The sequence below is a fragment of the Methylobacterium sp. Leaf99 genome (assembly GCF_001422375.1).
GTDB lineage: Bacteria > Pseudomonadota > Alphaproteobacteria > Rhizobiales > Beijerinckiaceae > Methylobacterium.
The window spans coordinates 557673-573384 of sequence record NZ_LMMU01000007.1 but is presented as its reverse complement, the minus strand read 5'-3'; the positions used below and the strand labels follow the sequence as shown (position 1 = coordinate 573384).

The following is a 15712-nucleotide window of genomic DNA, read 5'->3' as shown; positions in this document are numbered from 1 at the left end:
CTGGCGCTCAGAGGCCGAGGAACGAATCGGACGGATCGTCGTCCTGCGGGATCAGGGTGGCGACCGATGTTGGGGGCAGGCCGGTCAGGGCAGCGAGGACGAGGGTGGCGGCGAACACGATCGGCCGGGGCGTTCGCCCGCCGTCGCGGTGCCGGTTCGCCGTCGTTCCAGCCAGGGCTCCGACGGGGGCAGGGCCGAAGATCGGGATGGCGCTCATGCGGCGATCCCCCGGAGGATCCAGCGGGTGCGAACCACGTCGTCGATGCCAGCGAGCATCGCTGACCCGGCGTCCAGCCCCGCGAAGGCGCGCGCCAGGGATGCGGCCCGTGCGCGGTAGCGGGATTGGACCAGCACCGTCTCGATCGCCTCGCGCAGCGCCGGGATCGACGGCGCGTTGGTCGCGAGATCGAGCCCAGCGCCCGACCAGCCGATGCGCGCGCCGATCTCCGCCTTGTCCTCGGTCAGCCCGGCCGAGACGATCGGCACGCCGGCCGCGAGGGCCTGCGAGACGCTGCCATATCCGCCATTCGTGACGAGCAGGGACACCTCCGGCAGCATCGCGTCGACGGGCAGGAACGGCGCCACCCGGGCATTCGCCGGAAGAGGGCCACGCAGGGCCTCGACGGGGCGCCCGCCCGTGGTCGCCACCACCAGCAGGTCGTCGCGGTCCGCCAGGGCCGCGAGGGTCGGCTCGATCAGTTCGCCAAAATCGGCATTCGCCAGGGTGCCCTGCGTGACCAGGACGACGGGCTTGGCCCGGTCGCGCGCCTGCCACCAATCGGGGAGCGCGACCTCGGCGCTCGGTGCCGGCAGCAGGCCGGTGAAGCGCAGGTTGGGCGGCAGCGTCCCGAAATCATACTCGAACTCGGGCACCGTCGGCTGGAGGAACAGGTCCGGGAGCACGGCGATGGAGTGCGGCAGCGAAGCCGGAAGGGGCGGCAGGCCGAGTTGGGCCAGCTGTGCGTCCGCGTAGGCGCGCACCGGATCGACGAAGGCGGCATCCATCCCGGCCTTCAGGACCGCGTAATGGGCGCGCTCGGCGTCCGTTCGGGCCGGCGGCAGGCCGAGGCCGACCGGCGCGTGGTCCGGCCGGTCGAGGAACAGGAAGCTGACGTTCAAGACGACGACGGGAGGACGCGGCCTGGTCCCCAGCAGCAGCGGCAGCACGCCGAGGAACAGGCTGCCGGCGACGATCACGTCGGGCCGCTCCGCCTCGACGAGGCGATGCAGGACCTCCGCCTGGACCGGGATCGGATCGATGAAACGGCGCACGAACTCGCGCCGATAGCGCTCGGGGCCGGCCGGCAGGTCGGTCTCGCGATACGCGGCGGCATCGCCGTCGTCGCAAGGCGAGAAGCGCAGGCCCGCCGCCTCGACCTTTTCGCGGTATCGCTCGGCGGTGGTCATGACGACGCCGTCTCCCCGGGCGGCGAGACGCCGGCCCAGGCTGAGAAGCGGATTGATGTGCCCGGTCAAGGCCGTGGCGGCGATCAGCACCTTCATGGTGGCGCGTCCTCGATGCGTCGGTTGCGATACCGAGACCATCGCTGCGGCGCACATCCGGGTTACGGGCGGGCGCCCGGACGGGTGCGCTGGCGCACCGGGTTTACCTCCTCGACTCATGGACGCGATCATCCGCTGCCCTCGGTCCAGGCGCGCAGGCGGCCTTGCGCGAGCGCCTCCTGCGTATGGCGGTACCCAATCCCCGCGATGGCCTCGAAGCTCGACCAGGCCCGCAAGTCGATGCCGGCGAGCGGCGGCTTGAGCAGGGCGGCGGCGTGGCCGACCGCCATCATCGATTGCGCATCGCCCGACACGGTCGCCGCCCGCAGCAGCAGGGGCGCGATGCCCGGCATGGCATCGGGGACCCCCAGCATCCGCCGGATCAGGCGTCCGCGCCAGGAGCGCGCCGGCATGTCGCCGAAGGCGCGGTCGCTGCCGACATCGACGGCGAGCACCGGTCCCCGCTCCAGGCCGGCCAGCACGTCGGCCGGCAGGTTGTTCATCATGCCCCCGTCCACCAGGACGCCGTCCTCGGTGCAGACCGGGGGGAGCAGGCCCGGAATCGCAATGCTGGCTCGTAAGGCGCCAGGCAGGTCGCCGCTGCGGTGGACCATCGCGGTGCCGGTCGTCAGGTTGGAGGAGACGCAGAGGAAGGGGAGCCAGAGATCCTCGATCCGGGCGCCGCCGAACCATGCGGCGAGACCCGCGTCGACCTTCGCCCCGCGGGTCAGCGCGTGGTAGGGCAGCGTGTAGTCGTTGAGGGGATTGTTGCCGACGAAGAACGCGACCGTCCGTGCGCGGATGCGGTCGATGCCGAGACCCATGGCGAGGCTGGCCGCGACCACCGCGCCCATGCTGGTTCCGCCGACGAAGTCGGGGGCGCAGCCGGCATCCTCCAGGGCCTGCAGCACCCCGAGATGGGCAAGGCCGCGCGCGCCGCCGCCGCCGAGGACGAGGCCCCGGGCCGAACCGCTCGCGAGGCGCGCGAGCCGCTCGAGATCGCTCACGTTGCCGGCCCGCACCGGAATGCGCAGGGCGGCGGGCAAGGCCGCGACATCGGGATGGACAGGGCGGGGCAGAACCGCATCCGCGTCCTGCGGGACGGCGAGATCCATCCGGATCCAGTCCGACCGCAGGCTCCCGAGCCAGGCGGCGGCCCCGTCGCGGGGCGGCCGGCCGGGCTCGGCGAGCAGCAGGACGTGGTCCGCGTGGCGCAGGCAGAGCCGGCACCACGGGCAACCGACCTCGTGGGCCACGAAGATCGTGCGGGCGTGGCGGGTCTCGTAGTCGTGGAACCAGGTCTCGTCCGCGCCCTCCGGCCAGCGTGTCAGGCAGCCGGTGCGGCCCGGCAGGGTGGCGTCGAAGGCCGCCGCCAGGGCGTTCCCGAAAGCCGCCGCATCGAGCCCTTCGGTGACGGCGAGCACGGCGAAACTGCGTGGCCTGTGCCGCACCGTCTCGCCCTCCTGGCCGGCACGGATGCGCTCGGTAAGAAGCCGCGCGAAGTAGAGCAGCATCCGGGGATGATGCGCGACCACCGCCTCGAAATCCGCGCGGGCCAGCCGCAGCAGATTGGAATCCCGCAGGGCCGTGGCGGTGGCGGATCGGGGGGCCGGCGAGAGCAGGGCCATCTCGCCGAAGCTCTCGGGCGGGTTCAACCGGGCGATCCGGCGGGACGGCCCGATGGCACCGTCGGTCGAGATCCCGATGGCCCCGGACACCAGGGTGTAGAGCGCGTCCCCGGCCTCGCCTTGCGCGAACAGCGTGCTTCCGCCCGCCACCGCCACCGGGACCATACGCGCCCGCACCGCGGCGGCGGCCTCCGGGTCCAGGCCGGCCAGGAACGGGATGTCCGGTGCCGTCATGGCTGCCGCTTGAGCATGGTGGCGGCCCGGGCATATCCGCCGTCGGCGCCATCGACGAAATGGACATGGTCGTCGCGCAGCACGGAGGGCGTGATGCAGGTCCCCACCGCGGCCTCCTGGCGGTGCAGGCCGTACCGCACCAGCCCTGCCGTCTGTGCGGTGGCGAGCCGCGCCTCGATCCGATCCGCCGTCGCGACCGGACAGGTCACGGTCAGGCGGAGCCCGTCCTCGTATTTCCGGAAGTCGGCATTGGCGGCCAGCCGCCGTCGATAGTGGCGCGGCGAGAAGCGGCCGAAGGGCACGCCGAGGCGGAACAACGCGAAGGTCGCGCTGCGCGACAGGAACAGGCTCGCCAGGCGAAGCCAGCGCGACCCCGCCAACGGATCTTGTCCGCGCGCGTCCTCCCGAAGGCCCGACCAGGGCGGCCGCATCGCGGGACCGGAATCCGGCAACGGGCGCCCCATGCCGGGGCTTGCCTCGACTACGGCCAGAACTTCGCCGAGGCTCGCGAGCACGGCGTTCCGGTCGGCGCCCGCCTCGGGCAGGACGATGAGGGAGAGAACCAGGCCACCCTGGGCCGGCACCGCCTCGAACCGGCAGGACAGACCGGTGAGGTCCGGCTTCGCGCCACTTGCGGCCGCCGGGATCGCGTGGAGCCCACCCTTCAGCGCAGCCTCCGCGTAAGCGAGGCCGCCGCCGGAGAACATCGCGTAATCGACTCTGGGAGAGGCGGCGTAGCGCGCGATCCGGAGGTCGTGTCCGGCGGCCCGCACCGCCGAGACCGGCATCAGCCCGGCCCGCAAGGTGAGGTCGAGCGTCTCGCCGACCCAGGTCACCGTCGCGGCCAGAACCGCCTCGACCGTCTGGCGATGCTCGGGTGAGACCAGCAGGGTCGCACCGTCGCCCCCGAAGACGAACGGCGTGTCGGCCTCCGGCAGGGCGTTGCGCACGCCCGCGATCAGGGCGGCCCCGGCGATGTTCACGGACCGGTAGCGCCCCTCCTCGATCGCGCGGGTGGACATCACCACGTCGCAGAGGGCGATCCACCACGTGTCCGGCACCGGGAAGTAGAAGGCTTCATCGAGCACGTCCGAGAACCGCGTCAGGCGCGGAACGGCGGCGTAGCGGAACGGGAGCGGGGCGAAGGTTTCCTCAGGCTCCATCGGCAGACCACGGGGCATGGCCGAAGCGGATACGCCGTCGGGGCGGACTTGCTGCGCAGGCATCGCCGAGCATCCCTTCTCCTCCGATGGTGATCGCCCCCCCCGGAGACCTTCGCAGGGCGAGACCTTCGCAGGGCGAGCGTGCGTCCCTGACGAGGTTTCGCCGACCGGCCCGTCACGGTTACATGGAAATCGGAAGTCCCACCCGCGTGTCGCGCGCGGCAGACGGAGATCCGCCGCCCGGACACGATTCGGTCAGCTTCGCTCGAATGCGTCGTCGAGAACAGCGTTACGGTTCTTTGACATCAGGACTTCGGCGAACCGGGCCCTGCGACCCGTACAGACCCACCGATAGACTGTAACCGGGCGTCGCCCGCGACGAATGACGGGTATCCCGCCGCGTCACGGAGTACGCCATGTCGTCCCGCCTCACGTCTCTTCTCCTCGCCCTGACGTCGGTCATGCTCGTGTCCGGGCCTGTGCTCGCCCGGCCCGTGGTGGTGGAACTGTTCACGTCGCAAGGGTGCTCGTCCTGCCCGCCGGCGGAAGCGCTGCTCGGTGAGTTGGCCGGTCGCGACGACCTTCTGGCACTGGGATTCCACGTCACCTACTGGGACGATCTCGGCTGGAAGGACACCGCCTCCTTCGCGGGCGCGACCGAGCGGCAGGCGACCTATGCGGGGCATCTCGGCGAGGGAAATTTCACGCCGCAGCTCGTGATCGACGGCCGCAGGAGCGTGGTGGGATCGCGCCGTGCGGAGGCCGCCTCGGCCGTCGCGGCGGCCCGGGCCGAGGTGAGCACCGGAACCGAGGTCGCGATCGCGCGCCGAAACGGCCGCATCGCCGTGACGGTCGGGTCCGGCAAGGGCAGCGCCCGGGTGATCCTCGTCGGCTTCGACCGGTCCCTGCGCACCCCCGTGGCCCGGGGCGAGAATAGCGGACGGACCCTGGTGCAGGCCAATGTCGTGCGCTCGCTGCGCACCCTCGGCACCTGGTCGGGCGAGCCCCTGCAGTTCAGCGAGGCGTTGCCGGCCGGGCAGGATGCCGCCGTGATCGTGCAGCAATCGGACGGCCGCATCCTCGGAGCCGCACGCCTCTCGCCAGGGGCTTGAGACATGCCCCTCTGGAACGACGAGCCAAGTCCTGGCGCCTTGCGTCATACCCGCCTGATCGACGCGCTGGCCCGGGGCCTCGTTCCCGCCCGGCGCCTGCGCTCACCGCTCCGGCGGATGCTCGGCTGGCTGCTGGTCGTCGCTCTCCCCGGCGCCGGCCTCGCGGCGGTCGCCGACCTGAAGGGGGCACTTTCACGCCACGCTGGCGAGCCAGACCTCGTCCTGGCAGCCGTCGGATCGATTGCCACCGCCGTCACCGCGGCGGCGGCGGCGATCCTCGCGACGCTGCCCGACCGTGATCCGCGCTGGGCCCTTTTACCCGCGCCGAGCCTTGCGCTCTGGATCGGGGCGAGTGTCTCCGGCGCAGGCGCGGAGCATGGAGCGCCGATCGCCCTGTCGGAAGCCTGCGCCTGCGTCGGATTCATCCTGGGGCTCGGCGTTCCCTTCGCGCTGCTTCTCGCCGCGATCCTGAAGGGCGGCTACGCCCTCCATCCATCCTTAAGCGGCGGCCTCGCGGGTCTGGCGGCGGCCTCCGCCGCGGCGTCGATCCTGGGCCTGTTCCACCCCTTCGCCATGGCGCTGAATGACCTCGCCCTGCACGCGCTCGCGGTGGCGCTGCTCTCCGGAGCCGGGGCCGGGTTCGGCCGGCGCCTGCTTCGCGCAAGTGCCTGAGGATGGTCCCGATCGCTCCCGTCCGGCGCAGTCTGCTCGCCTGCCTCGCGCCGCTCTTCCTTCTCGGAGCTTTCCCCGCGCAGGCGGCATCCACCGCGTGGATCGGCGACGACCGAGCGGCGGTGCGGCTCGTGACGGCCACGGACGCCGCGGACAACGGATCGCCCGTCGAAGCGGGCCTCGAGTTTCGGTTCGGTGAGGGCTGGCACGGGGCGTGGCGCAGCCCGGGCGATGCCGGCTTGGCCCCGACCTTCGACTGGAGCGGATCGGACGGGCTCGTGCTCGAATCCATCGCCTGGCCCGCACCGCGACGCCTCACCGTCGGCGACCTCCAGACGTTCGTGTACGAAGCCGGCGTCGTCCTGCCCCTTCGCTTCACACGGCGTGGCGACGGGGCCGCGCATCTGCGCCTGCGCCTCGTGCACGCGGTCTGCGGTGAGGTCTGCGTGCCCTATCGCGCGACCCTCGAACTCGCGCTGCCGGCGGGACCGGATCGCCCCTCGGCGGAGGCGGGACTGATCGATGCCGCCCGCGCGCGCGTTCCCGGGCCGCCCGAGGCTGCGGGCTTCGCCCTCGTCGGGCAGGCCCGGGAGGGACCGCCGAACGACCGGCGCCTGGTCCTGCGGGTGACCAGCGAACGCCGAGCCTTCGTCGCGCCGGATCTGTTCGTCGAGGGTCTGACGGGCGTCGTGACCGCCCCTCCGGAAATCGCCCTGGCCGACGGTGGCCGTGCGGCCCGGCTCGCCCTGAGCCTGCCCCCGGACGCTGCGGATAGCGCGCTGCGCATCACCCTGGTCGATGGCCTGCGCAGCGCCGAAGTCACGCTCCCGGCCACGACCGGCACCGGCTGGGGTGCGTGGCTCGCCATCCTGGCGACGGCCCTGCTCGGCGGTCTCGTCCTCAATGCGATGCCCTGCGTCCTGCCGGTCCTGTCCCTGAAGGCCTTCGCGTTGACGCGGGCAGCCGGAGCGCAGCGGGGGAGCGTCCGGGCCGAACTGCTCGCGACGGCGGCGGGCATCCTCGCGTCCTTCCTCGCCATCGCCCTGGCTCTGATCGCCGTGAAGGCCTCGGGGGCCAGCGTCGGCTGGGGCATCCAGTTCCAGGCACCGTGGTTTCTCGCCGGCATGGCCCTGCTCACGGCGCTGTTCGCCGCGAGCCTGTTCTCGTGGGTGACCCTCGGACTGCCCCGCCCGCTGGCCGCCCTCGGATCCCTGCGCGGGTCCGGGCACCTGTCGGAGGCCTTCCTCACCGGCGCCTTCGCCACCCTGCTGGCCACGCCCTGCTCCGCACCGTTCGTCGGAAGCGCGGTGGGCTTCGCGCTGACCCGGGGACGTTTCGAGATCCTGACGGTCTTCGCGGCGCTCGGCCTCGGAATGGCGCTCCCCTTCGTGCTTCTTGCGCTGAGACCGGGATGGACGCGCCTGCTGCCGCGACCCGGCCCCTGGATGATCCGGCTTCGAAGCGGGTTCGGCCTTCTTCTCCTCGGAACGACCGTATGGCTCCTGACGGTCTTCGCCGAGGTGGCCGGCATCCCTCGGGCGATGGGGTTGGTGGGCATCCTGGCCCTTCTGCTCGGCTGGCTCGCCCTGAGCCGACGGCCGCGCGTTCCCGATCGTCGCCGAAGCCTGGTCACCGCGGCCCTCGTCCTCGCGCTCGTCTCGGTGACGGTGTGGCCGCGCAGCTCTGGAATGACCCCGGTGGCTCAGGTGGGGGACGGACCCTGGCGCGCCTTCGCCCCCGAGGCGATCCCCGCCCTGGTGGCGGAGGGCAAGGTCGTCGTCGTCGACGTGACGGCGTCCTGGTGCCTGACCTGCCGGATCAACGACGTCACCACCCTCGATCGCGCGGAGACCCTTGCGCGCCTGTCGGCGCCCGATGCGGTCGCGATGCGGGCGGACTGGACCCAGGCAGACCCGGCCATCCTCGCCTTCCTGCGCCGCTTCGGACGCTTCGGGATCCCGCTTGTGGCCGTCTACGGGCCCGGCCTGCCGCGCGGCGAGGCCCTGCCGGAACTTCTGGCGCCGGCAACGCTACGGGACGCCATCGAGCGAGCGGAGCGCGAGAGCCCAGACAAGATCACGACGGATTTTTCGCCCTGACCTGTAACCGTCGTCGGCACCCCTTCGAAAGACAATCCAGTACCGCCAAGATTTTCGGTACACCCCAGAAGGATCGCCTCACATGAGCACTCTCTTCCGCGTCGCCGCCGCTCTCGTCCTCGCCACCGCCGTCTCCGGTGCTCCGGCTTATGCCGTCGATTCCATGGCCAAGGACGGGATGGCCAAGGACAGCATGTCGAAAGACTCCATGGCCAAGGACGGAATGAAGAAGGACGGGATGAGCAAGGATTCCATGGCCAAGGATTCCATGGCCAAGGACGGCATGGCCAAGGATTCGATGGGTAAGGACGGCATGGCCAAGGACTCGATGAAGAAGTAAGTTCGGCCTCATGCGGACGGTGCGGGTCGGCCATTCGGGCCGCCCGTTCCTCATGCCGGGTTCTTCCCGGCTCTCCCCGCAGCGTCCGGAATCCCCGATCCCATGCCCGTTCGATCAGCGGCCTTGTCCGGCGAGGCAGCCCTGTCCGCCGCGATGCAGGCGGCGCAGGTCGGCGATGCCGCCGCTTACCGGGCACTCCTGCGCGATTGCCTGCCGGTGATCTCCGCGATGGCACGGGCCAAGGGGGTTCAGGGAGCGGCGCTCGACGACGTGGTGCAGGACACCCTGCTCACCCTTCATCGCGCGCGGGCGACCTACGATCCGGCCCGGCCGTTCCTGCCGTGGTTGCGCGCCATCACGCAGCGGCGGGCCATCGACGCGTTGCGCCGCAAGGGGCGTCGTCCGCAGGAAGTCCACGAGCCGCTCGGCTATGAGGCGCGTGCCGACGACGGCCCTGGGCCGGGTGACGATCTGGAGCGTCGCGAGCGTGCAGCGATCCTCGCTGCGGCCGTCGCGCATCTCCCCGAAGGACAGCGGGAGGCGATCGAGCACATCGCCCTGCGCGAATTGTCCCTCGACGAGACCTCGACGCTCACCAGGCGGACCAAGGGGGCGCTCAAAGTCAACTTCCACCGTGGTCTCAAGGCCCTCCGCGTATCGCTCTCATCCCGCAAGGAAGACACGGATGTCTGATCCGGTCACCCAAGACCCGGTCACCCAAGACCCGGCCAGCCGAGACCTTTCCATCCACGATCTCGTCGAGGATCTGGCCCGGTCGCTGACGCCGGTCCGCCGGCTCCCGGGCCCGGGGCGCCGGACCCTGGTCTGGTCCGGCGCGGTGCTCACGGTGGGCCTCCTCCTCGTGCCGATGTCCGACGTCTCGGGATTGCGGGCGCGTCTCGGTGTGCCGGACCTGCACTGGGCGGCCCTCGGGGCGATCCTCACGGCCATCGCAGCTGCGCTGGCGGCCTTCCAGAGCAGCGTGCCCGGCCGAAGCGCGGCCTGGTCATGGCTGCCGCTCCCCCCGCTCGTCCTCTGGCTCGGCGCCAGTGGCCTCGGCTGCCTTCGTGGTTGGCTCGCGCCGGCCGCCAACCTCGCCGAGCCGGAGGAGATGCGGGGCTGCTTCGTGTTCCTGATGGGAGTCTCGCTGCCGCTGTCCGTCCTGCTGGTGCTGATGCTGCGGCGGGCCTGCCCGCTTCGCCCCAATCTCACGGCGGCCCTCGGGGGACTTGCCGCAGCCGCGGCGGCGGCGGCCTTGCTGGTGCCGTTCCATCCGCACGACGCCACCGCGACGGACCTGCTGGTCCACCTCGTCGCCGTCCTCATCGTCGTCGGCCTGAACAGTCTTTTCGGCGGCCGCCTCCTCGACAGAAATGCCGGACCGCGAGGCCGGCCTGTAACCGGCTCGATCCGCAAGGCGAATGACTGACTAGAGCCTCCGGCAAGGAGCCCGGCATCAAGGAACTCGGCACCATGGACCGCAGACAGATCCTCACCGCCGGCGTCTCGGCACTCGGCATCCTGACATTCCTTCGCGCCGCCGGAGGGGCCCTGGTCGGCGGCCCCGCCGCGGCCGAAACCTTCGCCGTCGCGAAGAGCGAGGCCGCTTGGCGGGCGCAGCTCGGGTCCGACGGCTACGCGGTCCTGCGCCGGCACGGCACCGAGCGCGCCGGCTCGAGCCCACTCAACGCCGAGAAGCGCGCCGGTCGTTTCGCCTGCGCCGGGTGCGACCAGCCGCTATTCGCCTCCAGCGCAAAGTTCGAGAGCGGAACCGGCTGGCCGAGCTTCACCGCCCCCCTCGCGGAGGCCGTGGGCACGACGACGGATTCCAGCCTGGGGATGAGCCGGACGGAGGTGCATTGCCGGCGCTGCGGCGGGCATCTCGGCCACATCTTCGCCGACGGACCCGCCCCCACGGGACTTCGCTACTGCATGAACGGCGTCGCGCTGCGCTTCGAGCCCGCCTGACCGATCGCGTCTTTACCGTCCCGCAAAGGACCACCCCAAAGGACCACCCCCATGTCCCAGATCGTTAAGCCCGCGACCGTTCCCCCGTATCGCTCGCGCCTGACGGGGGCTTTCGGCGGCGGTGTCCTGGCCCTGTTCGGCCTCGTCCTCTCCATGACGATCGAACGGGCCGGCGCCGAGGAAGCGAGCCGGCGCCTGCCGGCCGCCGCGACACCGGCGCGTGAACCCGCCCGGCTTCAGAGCGCGGTGTTCGCCGGTGGATGCTTCTGGGGCGTGCAGGGGGTGTTCCAGAACGTCCGCGGCGTCACCCAGGCGGTTTCGGGCTATGCCGGCGGAGACGGAGCAAGCGCGAACTACCAGGCCGTCTCCAGCGGGCGTACGCGACACGCCGAGGCGGTCCGGGTGACCTACGATCCACGCGTGGTCTCCTACGACACGTTGCTCCGGGTCTTCTTCTCCGTCGCCCTCGATCCGACGCTGGTAGATCGGCAGGGGCCGGATCATGGCCCGCAATACCGCTCGGCCCTGTTCCCGGGCAATGCCGAGCAGGGCGCCGTGGCCCGCGCCTACATCGCGCAACTCGACGCCTCCGGAGGCTACGGTGCGCCGGTCGCCACCCGGATCGAACTCGGTGCTCCGTTCTACCCGGCCGAGGCCTACCACCAGGACTTCATGGTCCTGCATCCCGGACACCCGTACATCGTCGCCAACGACGCCGCGAAGGTGCGCAACCTGAAACGCTTCTTTCCCGAATTCGCCGCGCCGGCTCCGGCCCTCGTCGGACACGACCCCGCCTGACGCGATCCCACGCCTCGGGCTCGACGGTCCGACAGCCACCACCTCTTCAGGACGGTCCCGATGTATCCCTCTTCGCCGCAGGCCGAGCGCCCGATCCACCCCCTGGTCGTTCGGATCACCCATTGGGTGAACGCCTTGGCCATGCTGATCATGATCACCAGCGGATGGCGCATCTACAACGCCTCGCCGATCTTCGGCGATTGGGCGTTCCCGAAATCGGTCACCCTGGGTGGCTGGCTCGGCGGGGCCCTGCAATGGCACTTCGCGGGGATGTGGCTCCTCGTCGCCAACGGCCTCGTCTACCTGACCTATGGACTGATCTCGGGCCACCTGCGCCGGCGCCTCACGCCCCTGCGGCCGCGCGAGATCGGGCATGATTTCGTCGCCGCCCTGAGGTTCAGGCTTCCCCACGACCCGGGCGTCTACAACGCCGTTCAGCGTCTCCTCTACGTCGCGGTCCTGCTCATCGGAATCGTCATCGTGCTCTCCGGTCTCGCGATCTGGAAGCCGGTCCAGTTCGCGCCCCTGACGGCGCTGATGGGCGGCTACGACACGGCGCGGATCGTCCATTTCCTCGCCATGGCCGGCATCGCCGGCTTCGTGGCAGTGCATCTCGCCCTGGTGCTCCTGGTTCCCAGGACCCTGCCGGCGATGATCATTGGCCGGGAGATCCATTTCGGCCGCAACCGCGTGGTGAAGCTATGACGCCCCTCGATCGCCTTCTCCGCCGCCCGCGTCCGGATCTCACGGTCCCTGGGACGCCCCTCGTCCGCGCCGACCGACGCCTGTTCCTGCGCGGCGGCCTCGTCGCGGCGGGGAGCCTCGCGCTCGGCGGTTGCGACATCTCGGACAACCCGCAGGTGGAGAGCATCCTTGGTGGGATCTCGCGGCTGAACGATCGCGTCCAGGGTGCCCTCTTCGGGGGCACGCGCCTGGCCCCGACCTTCGCTGTCTCGGAGATCACCCCGGACTTCCCCTTCAATGCCTATTATCTGGCGAGCAAGATCCGGGTGATCGACGGGTCGACCTGGAAGCTCGAACTCGCCGGTCTCGTCGCCGACAAGGCGCCGTGGACCCTCGACCGCCTGAGGACCCTGCCGCAGGAAGCGCAGATCACCCGCCACGTCTGCGTCGAGGGCTGGAGCGCCATCGGGCAATGGTCGGGGGTCCCGTTCCGGACCTTCCTCGAACGGATCGGGGCCGACACGACCGCACGTTACGTCCGCTTCGCCTGCGGGGACGATTATTGGACGAGCATCGACATGCCGAGCGCGCTTCACCCCCAGACGATCCTGGCCCTGGACTACGCCGGCGCACCCCTGCCGCCGAAATACGGCTTTCCGGTCAAGCTGCGCATTCCGACGAAGCTCGGGTTCAAGAACCCCAAGCACATCATGGCCATCACGGTGACGAACGATTACCCGGGTGGATACTGGGAAGATCAGGGCTACAACTGGTTTTCCGGGCTGTAGTGAGTCTGAACGTGAATCGCCCGATATCCGCCGATCGGTGTCATGTGGACCGCCGCTAAACGGGAGTTGCCGAGCGGTTTGGCGGCCACCGGCACGGAACGGCATGAGGTTTTGAAATGCTGAAATTCTTCTTCAACGGCTCTCCGAACCCGACGAAGGTCGCGTTGCTGCTGGAGGAGCTCGGACTGCCCTACGAGCCCGTCCCGATCGACACCCGCAAGGGTGACCAGTTCGCGCCTGATTTCCTGGCCCTCAATCCGAACGGCAAGGTGCCGGTCCTCGTCGACGACGCGGATGTGATCTTCGACAGCAATGCCATCCTGCTCTACCTCGCCGAGAAGACCGGACGATTCCTGCCGCCTTCGGGTGGCGACCGGGCTCAACTCCTGTCCTGGCTGATGTTCGTCGCGACGGGCGTCGGGCCGTTCTCCGGCCAGGCGGTCCATTTCCGGCACTTCACCCCGGAACAGGTGCCCTATGCCCAGGCGCGCTACAGCTTCGAGGCGCGCCGTCACTACGATATCCTGAACGCACACCTCGCCCAGCGCCGCTACCTCGTGGGCGACGCCTACACCATCGCGGACATGAGCGCCTGGGGATGGGCCCGCATGATCCCCTTCGTCCTCGGCGAGACGGCCTGGGCGGAGCTGCCCCACCTCAAGCGCCACCACGACGAGATTGCTACCCGCCCAGCCGCCGCGCGTGCTGCCGGCCTCAAGGACCGCTTCCCCTTCAAGCCCGAGATGGACGACGAGGCGCGCGCCAACATGTTTCGGCATCTCAAGTCCTGACAATCGTCTTTGCCCTCGAACTCCGCCGTTGCTGGGCATCGCCCCATCCGGCGGAGGCATCAGAGCGGGGATAGCTGACGAGCCCCTTCGACCATTTGAAACGGTGATCAAGCGACCAAGGGTCTACCCGGTCACACGCACCCGCACCCGGTGCCAGCAGGTGCAGAGGTAGCCTTTGTGGTTCCATGTATCGTCCGGTAGCGCCGGCTGCGTCTGGCTGGCCGCGTCCCAGGCGCGGACAGCAAGCTCGTGCTCGCCTGGGGGCAGGTCGAGGTCCACGCTCCAGAACGTCCAGGCGAACGGCGCATCCGGCTCGTGCTCCAGATCTGCCTGCAGCCAGGACCGGCCTCCGTTCCCGGAGACATCGACGCGGACGATGCCCCTGTCGCCGCTCACCGCGTAACCGCGAACCATGTTCCGTCCGGCCGTGAGTGCGGCTCCGCGTTCCGGCTCGCAGATCGCGGCGTTGAGCGGCATCGTGTCGATGGTGTGTCCCTTGGTCGGGTCCGCCGTCTCCGCGGTCACGTCGGACGGGTACAGCTTGTAATCGTCGGCCTGGATCGAGTTGTCGGACGGATGGTCCTGCACGGCGAGGCGCCGGAGCCATTTGGGGCTGCGCACGCCGGCATATCCCGGCACGACCGCACGGACCGGGAAGCCGTGCTCGGGCAGCAAGGCTTCACCGTTCATGGCGTAGGCAAGCAAGGTCTCGGGCGCCATGGCCTTGCCCAGTGGGATCGAGGCTCCGTACGGGTGACCTTCCACCATGTCGTGGCTCTCAAAGGCCACATGGAGATCCGCGCCATCCGCGACACCCGCCTCGCGCAGGATGTCGCCGAGGCGGACCCCGGTCCATTCGGCCGTCCCGATGGCACCGGCATCCCATGGGTCGCCGGAGACCGGGGCAACCGCTCGCATGTCGGCGCGCCGATTGCCGGCACATTGCATCGTTGCCGTGACCGTGGCTTCCGGGAAGCGGGTACGGAGGTCGCGCTGCGACAGCTCCAGCGTGACACCGGCTCCGCCCTCGACGGTCAGGCGCCAGGTGTCCGGGTCGAGGTCCGGTAGATCGCCGTGCGAGCGGACATAGAAGTCCTCCGCCGGCGTCCGGTAGGAAGCACGCAGTCGGCCAAGAGGCGGTTCGGCATTGTAGGGCTGATCGCCATGGAGAATCAGGCGAGCCTTTCGCTCGGATAGGCTCGACATCGGGACTCCCGTTCGGGTGAGGACACGGGAGTGAACGCGCCGGCGGCGCCAAGGCTCACTCGACGACCTGAAGGCAGCCGAGGCATATTCGTCATGCGCACGTTCACCCCATCCCGCAGATCGGATTCGGGCCTGGGAATCTTGGACGACTAGTTCGCGGAGTGGATGTTCGGCGGCCCGAGATGCTGGAGAAAATCCGGTTTGCCGAGGCTCACGCCAGCGCTGCGGAGGATGCCGTAGGCTGTGGTCACATGGAAGAAGAAGTTCGGAAGCGCGAAGCCGGTAAGATAGGCCTGCCCGTTGAAGCGGTATCCCATGCCGTTCGGGAACTTCAGTTCCACCTCGCGCTCCGCGCCTGAGGCCAACGCGGCCGGATCGATGCCCTCGACAAAGGCAATCGTCCTGGCACACCGCTCCTTGAGTTCGGCGAAGTTGGCCTCGACGTCTGGCATCGAGGGCGCTTCGATCCCGGCGAGCCGTGCCACCGCGTTCTTCGCGCTGTCGGACGCCATTTGATACTGGGCAGGCAGAGGCTTCATGTCGGGTGCCAGCCGCTGGACGAACAACTCGGCTTCCGGCTTTTCCGATGCCGCCTTGTCGAGCCACGCGCTCATGTTGCGTAGCGCGTTAACGAAGATCGGGACGCTGACGTCGTGGATGCTGATGCTCATCCAGGGTGGCTAAGGCACCTGCCATCGAAGACGCAGTGAGATGGCGCACACCGTG

Annotated in this window: 17 protein-coding genes; 11 read left to right on the top strand and 6 right to left on the bottom strand. The window is 70.0% G+C overall.

The genetic code is table 11. From position 1 onward, the window contains the following. Positions 1-7 precede the first annotated feature (7 nt). The 4 genes from ASF28_RS22595 to ASF28_RS13515 form a co-directional block, all read right to left on the bottom strand. Positions 8-217: a hypothetical protein gene (locus tag ASF28_RS22595; protein WP_056093277.1), complete on the bottom strand. Its 210-nt coding sequence runs from the start codon at positions 215-217 to the stop codon at positions 8-10. Continuing rightward, entirely contained in the window at positions 214-1503 is a 1290-nt protein-coding gene (locus ASF28_RS13525) for a glycosyltransferase (RefSeq protein WP_056093275.1), read from the bottom strand. Before ASF28_RS13525 ends, ASF28_RS22595 begins: the two co-directional genes overlap by 4 nt. 128 nt (positions 1504-1631) lie before the next feature. Further along, positions 1632-3365: a patatin-like phospholipase family protein gene (locus ASF28_RS13520; RefSeq protein WP_056093272.1), complete on the bottom strand. Its 1734-nt coding sequence runs from the start codon at positions 3363-3365 to the stop codon at positions 1632-1634. Beyond that, entirely contained in the window at positions 3362-4528 is a 1167-nt protein-coding gene (locus ASF28_RS13515; protein ID WP_056094203.1) for a DUF3095 domain-containing protein, read from the bottom strand. Before ASF28_RS13515 ends, ASF28_RS13520 begins: the two co-directional genes overlap by 4 nt. Positions 4529-4944: 416 nt before the next feature. Here ASF28_RS13515 and ASF28_RS13510 point away from each other — a divergent pair, with 416 nt between their 5' ends. The 11 genes from ASF28_RS13510 to ASF28_RS13460 all read left to right on the top strand — a co-directional run bounded on the left by ASF28_RS13510 (position 4945) and on the right by ASF28_RS13460 (position 13780). Beyond that, complete coding sequence (locus tag ASF28_RS13510) at positions 4945-5640, top strand: DUF1223 domain-containing protein (protein ID WP_056093269.1); 696 nt, start codon at positions 4945-4947, stop codon at positions 5638-5640. A 39-nt stretch (positions 5641-5679) separates the two neighbouring features. Further along, a complete protein-coding gene (locus tag ASF28_RS13505) occupies positions 5680-6312 on the top strand; it encodes an NrsF family protein (protein ID WP_056093266.1) in 633 nt (210 codons plus the stop codon). Between the two features lie 122 nt (positions 6313-6434). Further along, positions 6435-8411: a protein-disulfide reductase DsbD family protein gene (locus ASF28_RS13500; protein WP_162240003.1), complete on the top strand. Its 1977-nt coding sequence runs from the start codon at positions 6435-6437 to the stop codon at positions 8409-8411. A gap of 82 nt (positions 8412-8493) precedes the next feature. After that, entirely contained in the window at positions 8494-8751 is a 258-nt protein-coding gene (locus tag ASF28_RS13495; RefSeq protein ID WP_055950135.1) for a pentapeptide MXKDX repeat protein, read from the top strand. A 102-nt stretch (positions 8752-8853) separates the two neighbouring features. Next, positions 8854-9444: a sigma-70 family RNA polymerase sigma factor gene (locus ASF28_RS13490; protein WP_056093260.1), complete on the top strand. Its 591-nt coding sequence runs from the start codon at positions 8854-8856 to the stop codon at positions 9442-9444. Continuing rightward, entirely contained in the window at positions 9437-10180 is a 744-nt protein-coding gene (locus ASF28_RS13485) for an NrsF family protein (protein ID WP_244475008.1), read from the top strand. Before ASF28_RS13490 ends, ASF28_RS13485 begins: the two co-directional genes overlap by 8 nt. 44 nt (positions 10181-10224) lie before the next feature. Then, a complete protein-coding gene (gene msrB, locus ASF28_RS13480) occupies positions 10225-10719 on the top strand; it encodes a peptide-methionine (R)-S-oxide reductase MsrB (RefSeq protein ID WP_056093257.1) in 495 nt (164 codons plus the stop codon). Between the two features lie 51 nt (positions 10720-10770). Further along, positions 10771-11517 (top strand): peptide-methionine (S)-S-oxide reductase MsrA, encoded by a 747-nt coding sequence (msrA, locus tag ASF28_RS13475; protein WP_056093254.1) that lies wholly within the window; start codon positions 10771-10773, stop codon positions 11515-11517. A 60-nt stretch (positions 11518-11577) separates the two neighbouring features. Then, positions 11578-12222 carry a cytochrome b/b6 domain-containing protein gene (locus ASF28_RS13470; RefSeq protein ID WP_056093252.1) on the top strand — a complete coding sequence of 215 codons (645 nt, stop codon included), beginning with the start codon at positions 11578-11580 and terminating at the stop codon, positions 12220-12222. Then, complete coding sequence (locus ASF28_RS13465; RefSeq protein WP_056093249.1) at positions 12219-12989, top strand: molybdopterin-dependent oxidoreductase; 771 nt, start codon at positions 12219-12221, stop codon at positions 12987-12989. The genes ASF28_RS13470 and ASF28_RS13465 overlap by 4 nt, the downstream gene beginning before the upstream one ends. A 116-nt stretch (positions 12990-13105) precedes the next feature. After that, a complete protein-coding gene (locus tag ASF28_RS13460; RefSeq protein ID WP_056093246.1) occupies positions 13106-13780 on the top strand; it encodes a glutathione S-transferase family protein in 675 nt (224 codons plus the stop codon). 123 nt (positions 13781-13903) lie between these two features. On the opposite strand, the gene ASF28_RS13455 is transcribed toward ASF28_RS13460, so the two are convergent. Together ASF28_RS13455 and ASF28_RS13450 are read right to left on the bottom strand one after the other, a co-directional pair. Beyond that, a complete protein-coding gene (locus ASF28_RS13455; RefSeq protein WP_056093243.1) occupies positions 13904-14986 on the bottom strand; it encodes a molybdopterin-dependent oxidoreductase in 1083 nt (360 codons plus the stop codon). Positions 14987-15135: 149 nt separating this feature from the next. After that, positions 15136-15657, bottom strand: a complete 522-nt coding sequence (locus ASF28_RS13450) for a DUF1993 domain-containing protein (RefSeq protein ID WP_056093240.1) — start codon at positions 15655-15657, stop codon at positions 15136-15138. Positions 15658-15712 lie beyond the last annotated feature (55 nt).

Coding starts and splice junctions, on each gene's coding strand:
- ASF28_RS22595 (WP_056093277.1), bottom strand. CDS start 217: ATGAGCGCCATCCCGATCTTCGGCCCTGCCCCCGTCGGAGCCCTGGCT.
- ASF28_RS13525 (WP_056093275.1), bottom strand. CDS start 1,503: ATGAAGGTGCTGATCGCCGCCACGGCCTTGACCGGGCACATCAATCCG.
- ASF28_RS13520 (WP_056093272.1), bottom strand. CDS start 3,365: ATGACGGCACCGGACATCCCGTTCCTGGCCGGCCTGGACCCGGAGGCC.
- ASF28_RS13515 (WP_056094203.1), bottom strand. CDS start 4,528: ATGGAGCCTGAGGAAACCTTCGCCCCGCTCCCGTTCCGCTACGCCGCC.
- ASF28_RS13510 (WP_056093269.1), top strand. CDS start 4,945: ATGTCGTCCCGCCTCACGTCTCTTCTCCTCGCCCTGACGTCGGTCATG.
- ASF28_RS13495 (WP_055950135.1), top strand. CDS start 8,494: ATGAGCACTCTCTTCCGCGTCGCCGCCGCTCTCGTCCTCGCCACCGCC.
- ASF28_RS13490 (WP_056093260.1), top strand. CDS start 8,854: ATGCCCGTTCGATCAGCGGCCTTGTCCGGCGAGGCAGCCCTGTCCGCC.
- ASF28_RS13485 (WP_244475008.1), top strand. CDS start 9,437: ATGTCTGATCCGGTCACCCAAGACCCGGTCACCCAAGACCCGGCCAGC.
- msrB (WP_056093257.1), top strand. CDS start 10,225: ATGGACCGCAGACAGATCCTCACCGCCGGCGTCTCGGCACTCGGCATC.
- msrA (WP_056093254.1), top strand. CDS start 10,771: ATGTCCCAGATCGTTAAGCCCGCGACCGTTCCCCCGTATCGCTCGCGC.
- ASF28_RS13470 (WP_056093252.1), top strand. CDS start 11,578: ATGTATCCCTCTTCGCCGCAGGCCGAGCGCCCGATCCACCCCCTGGTC.
- ASF28_RS13465 (WP_056093249.1), top strand. CDS start 12,219: ATGACGCCCCTCGATCGCCTTCTCCGCCGCCCGCGTCCGGATCTCACG.
- ASF28_RS13460 (WP_056093246.1), top strand. CDS start 13,106: ATGCTGAAATTCTTCTTCAACGGCTCTCCGAACCCGACGAAGGTCGCG.
- ASF28_RS13455 (WP_056093243.1), bottom strand. CDS start 14,986: ATGTCGAGCCTATCCGAGCGAAAGGCTCGCCTGATTCTCCATGGCGAT.
- ASF28_RS13450 (WP_056093240.1), bottom strand. CDS start 15,657: ATGAGCATCAGCATCCACGACGTCAGCGTCCCGATCTTCGTTAACGCG.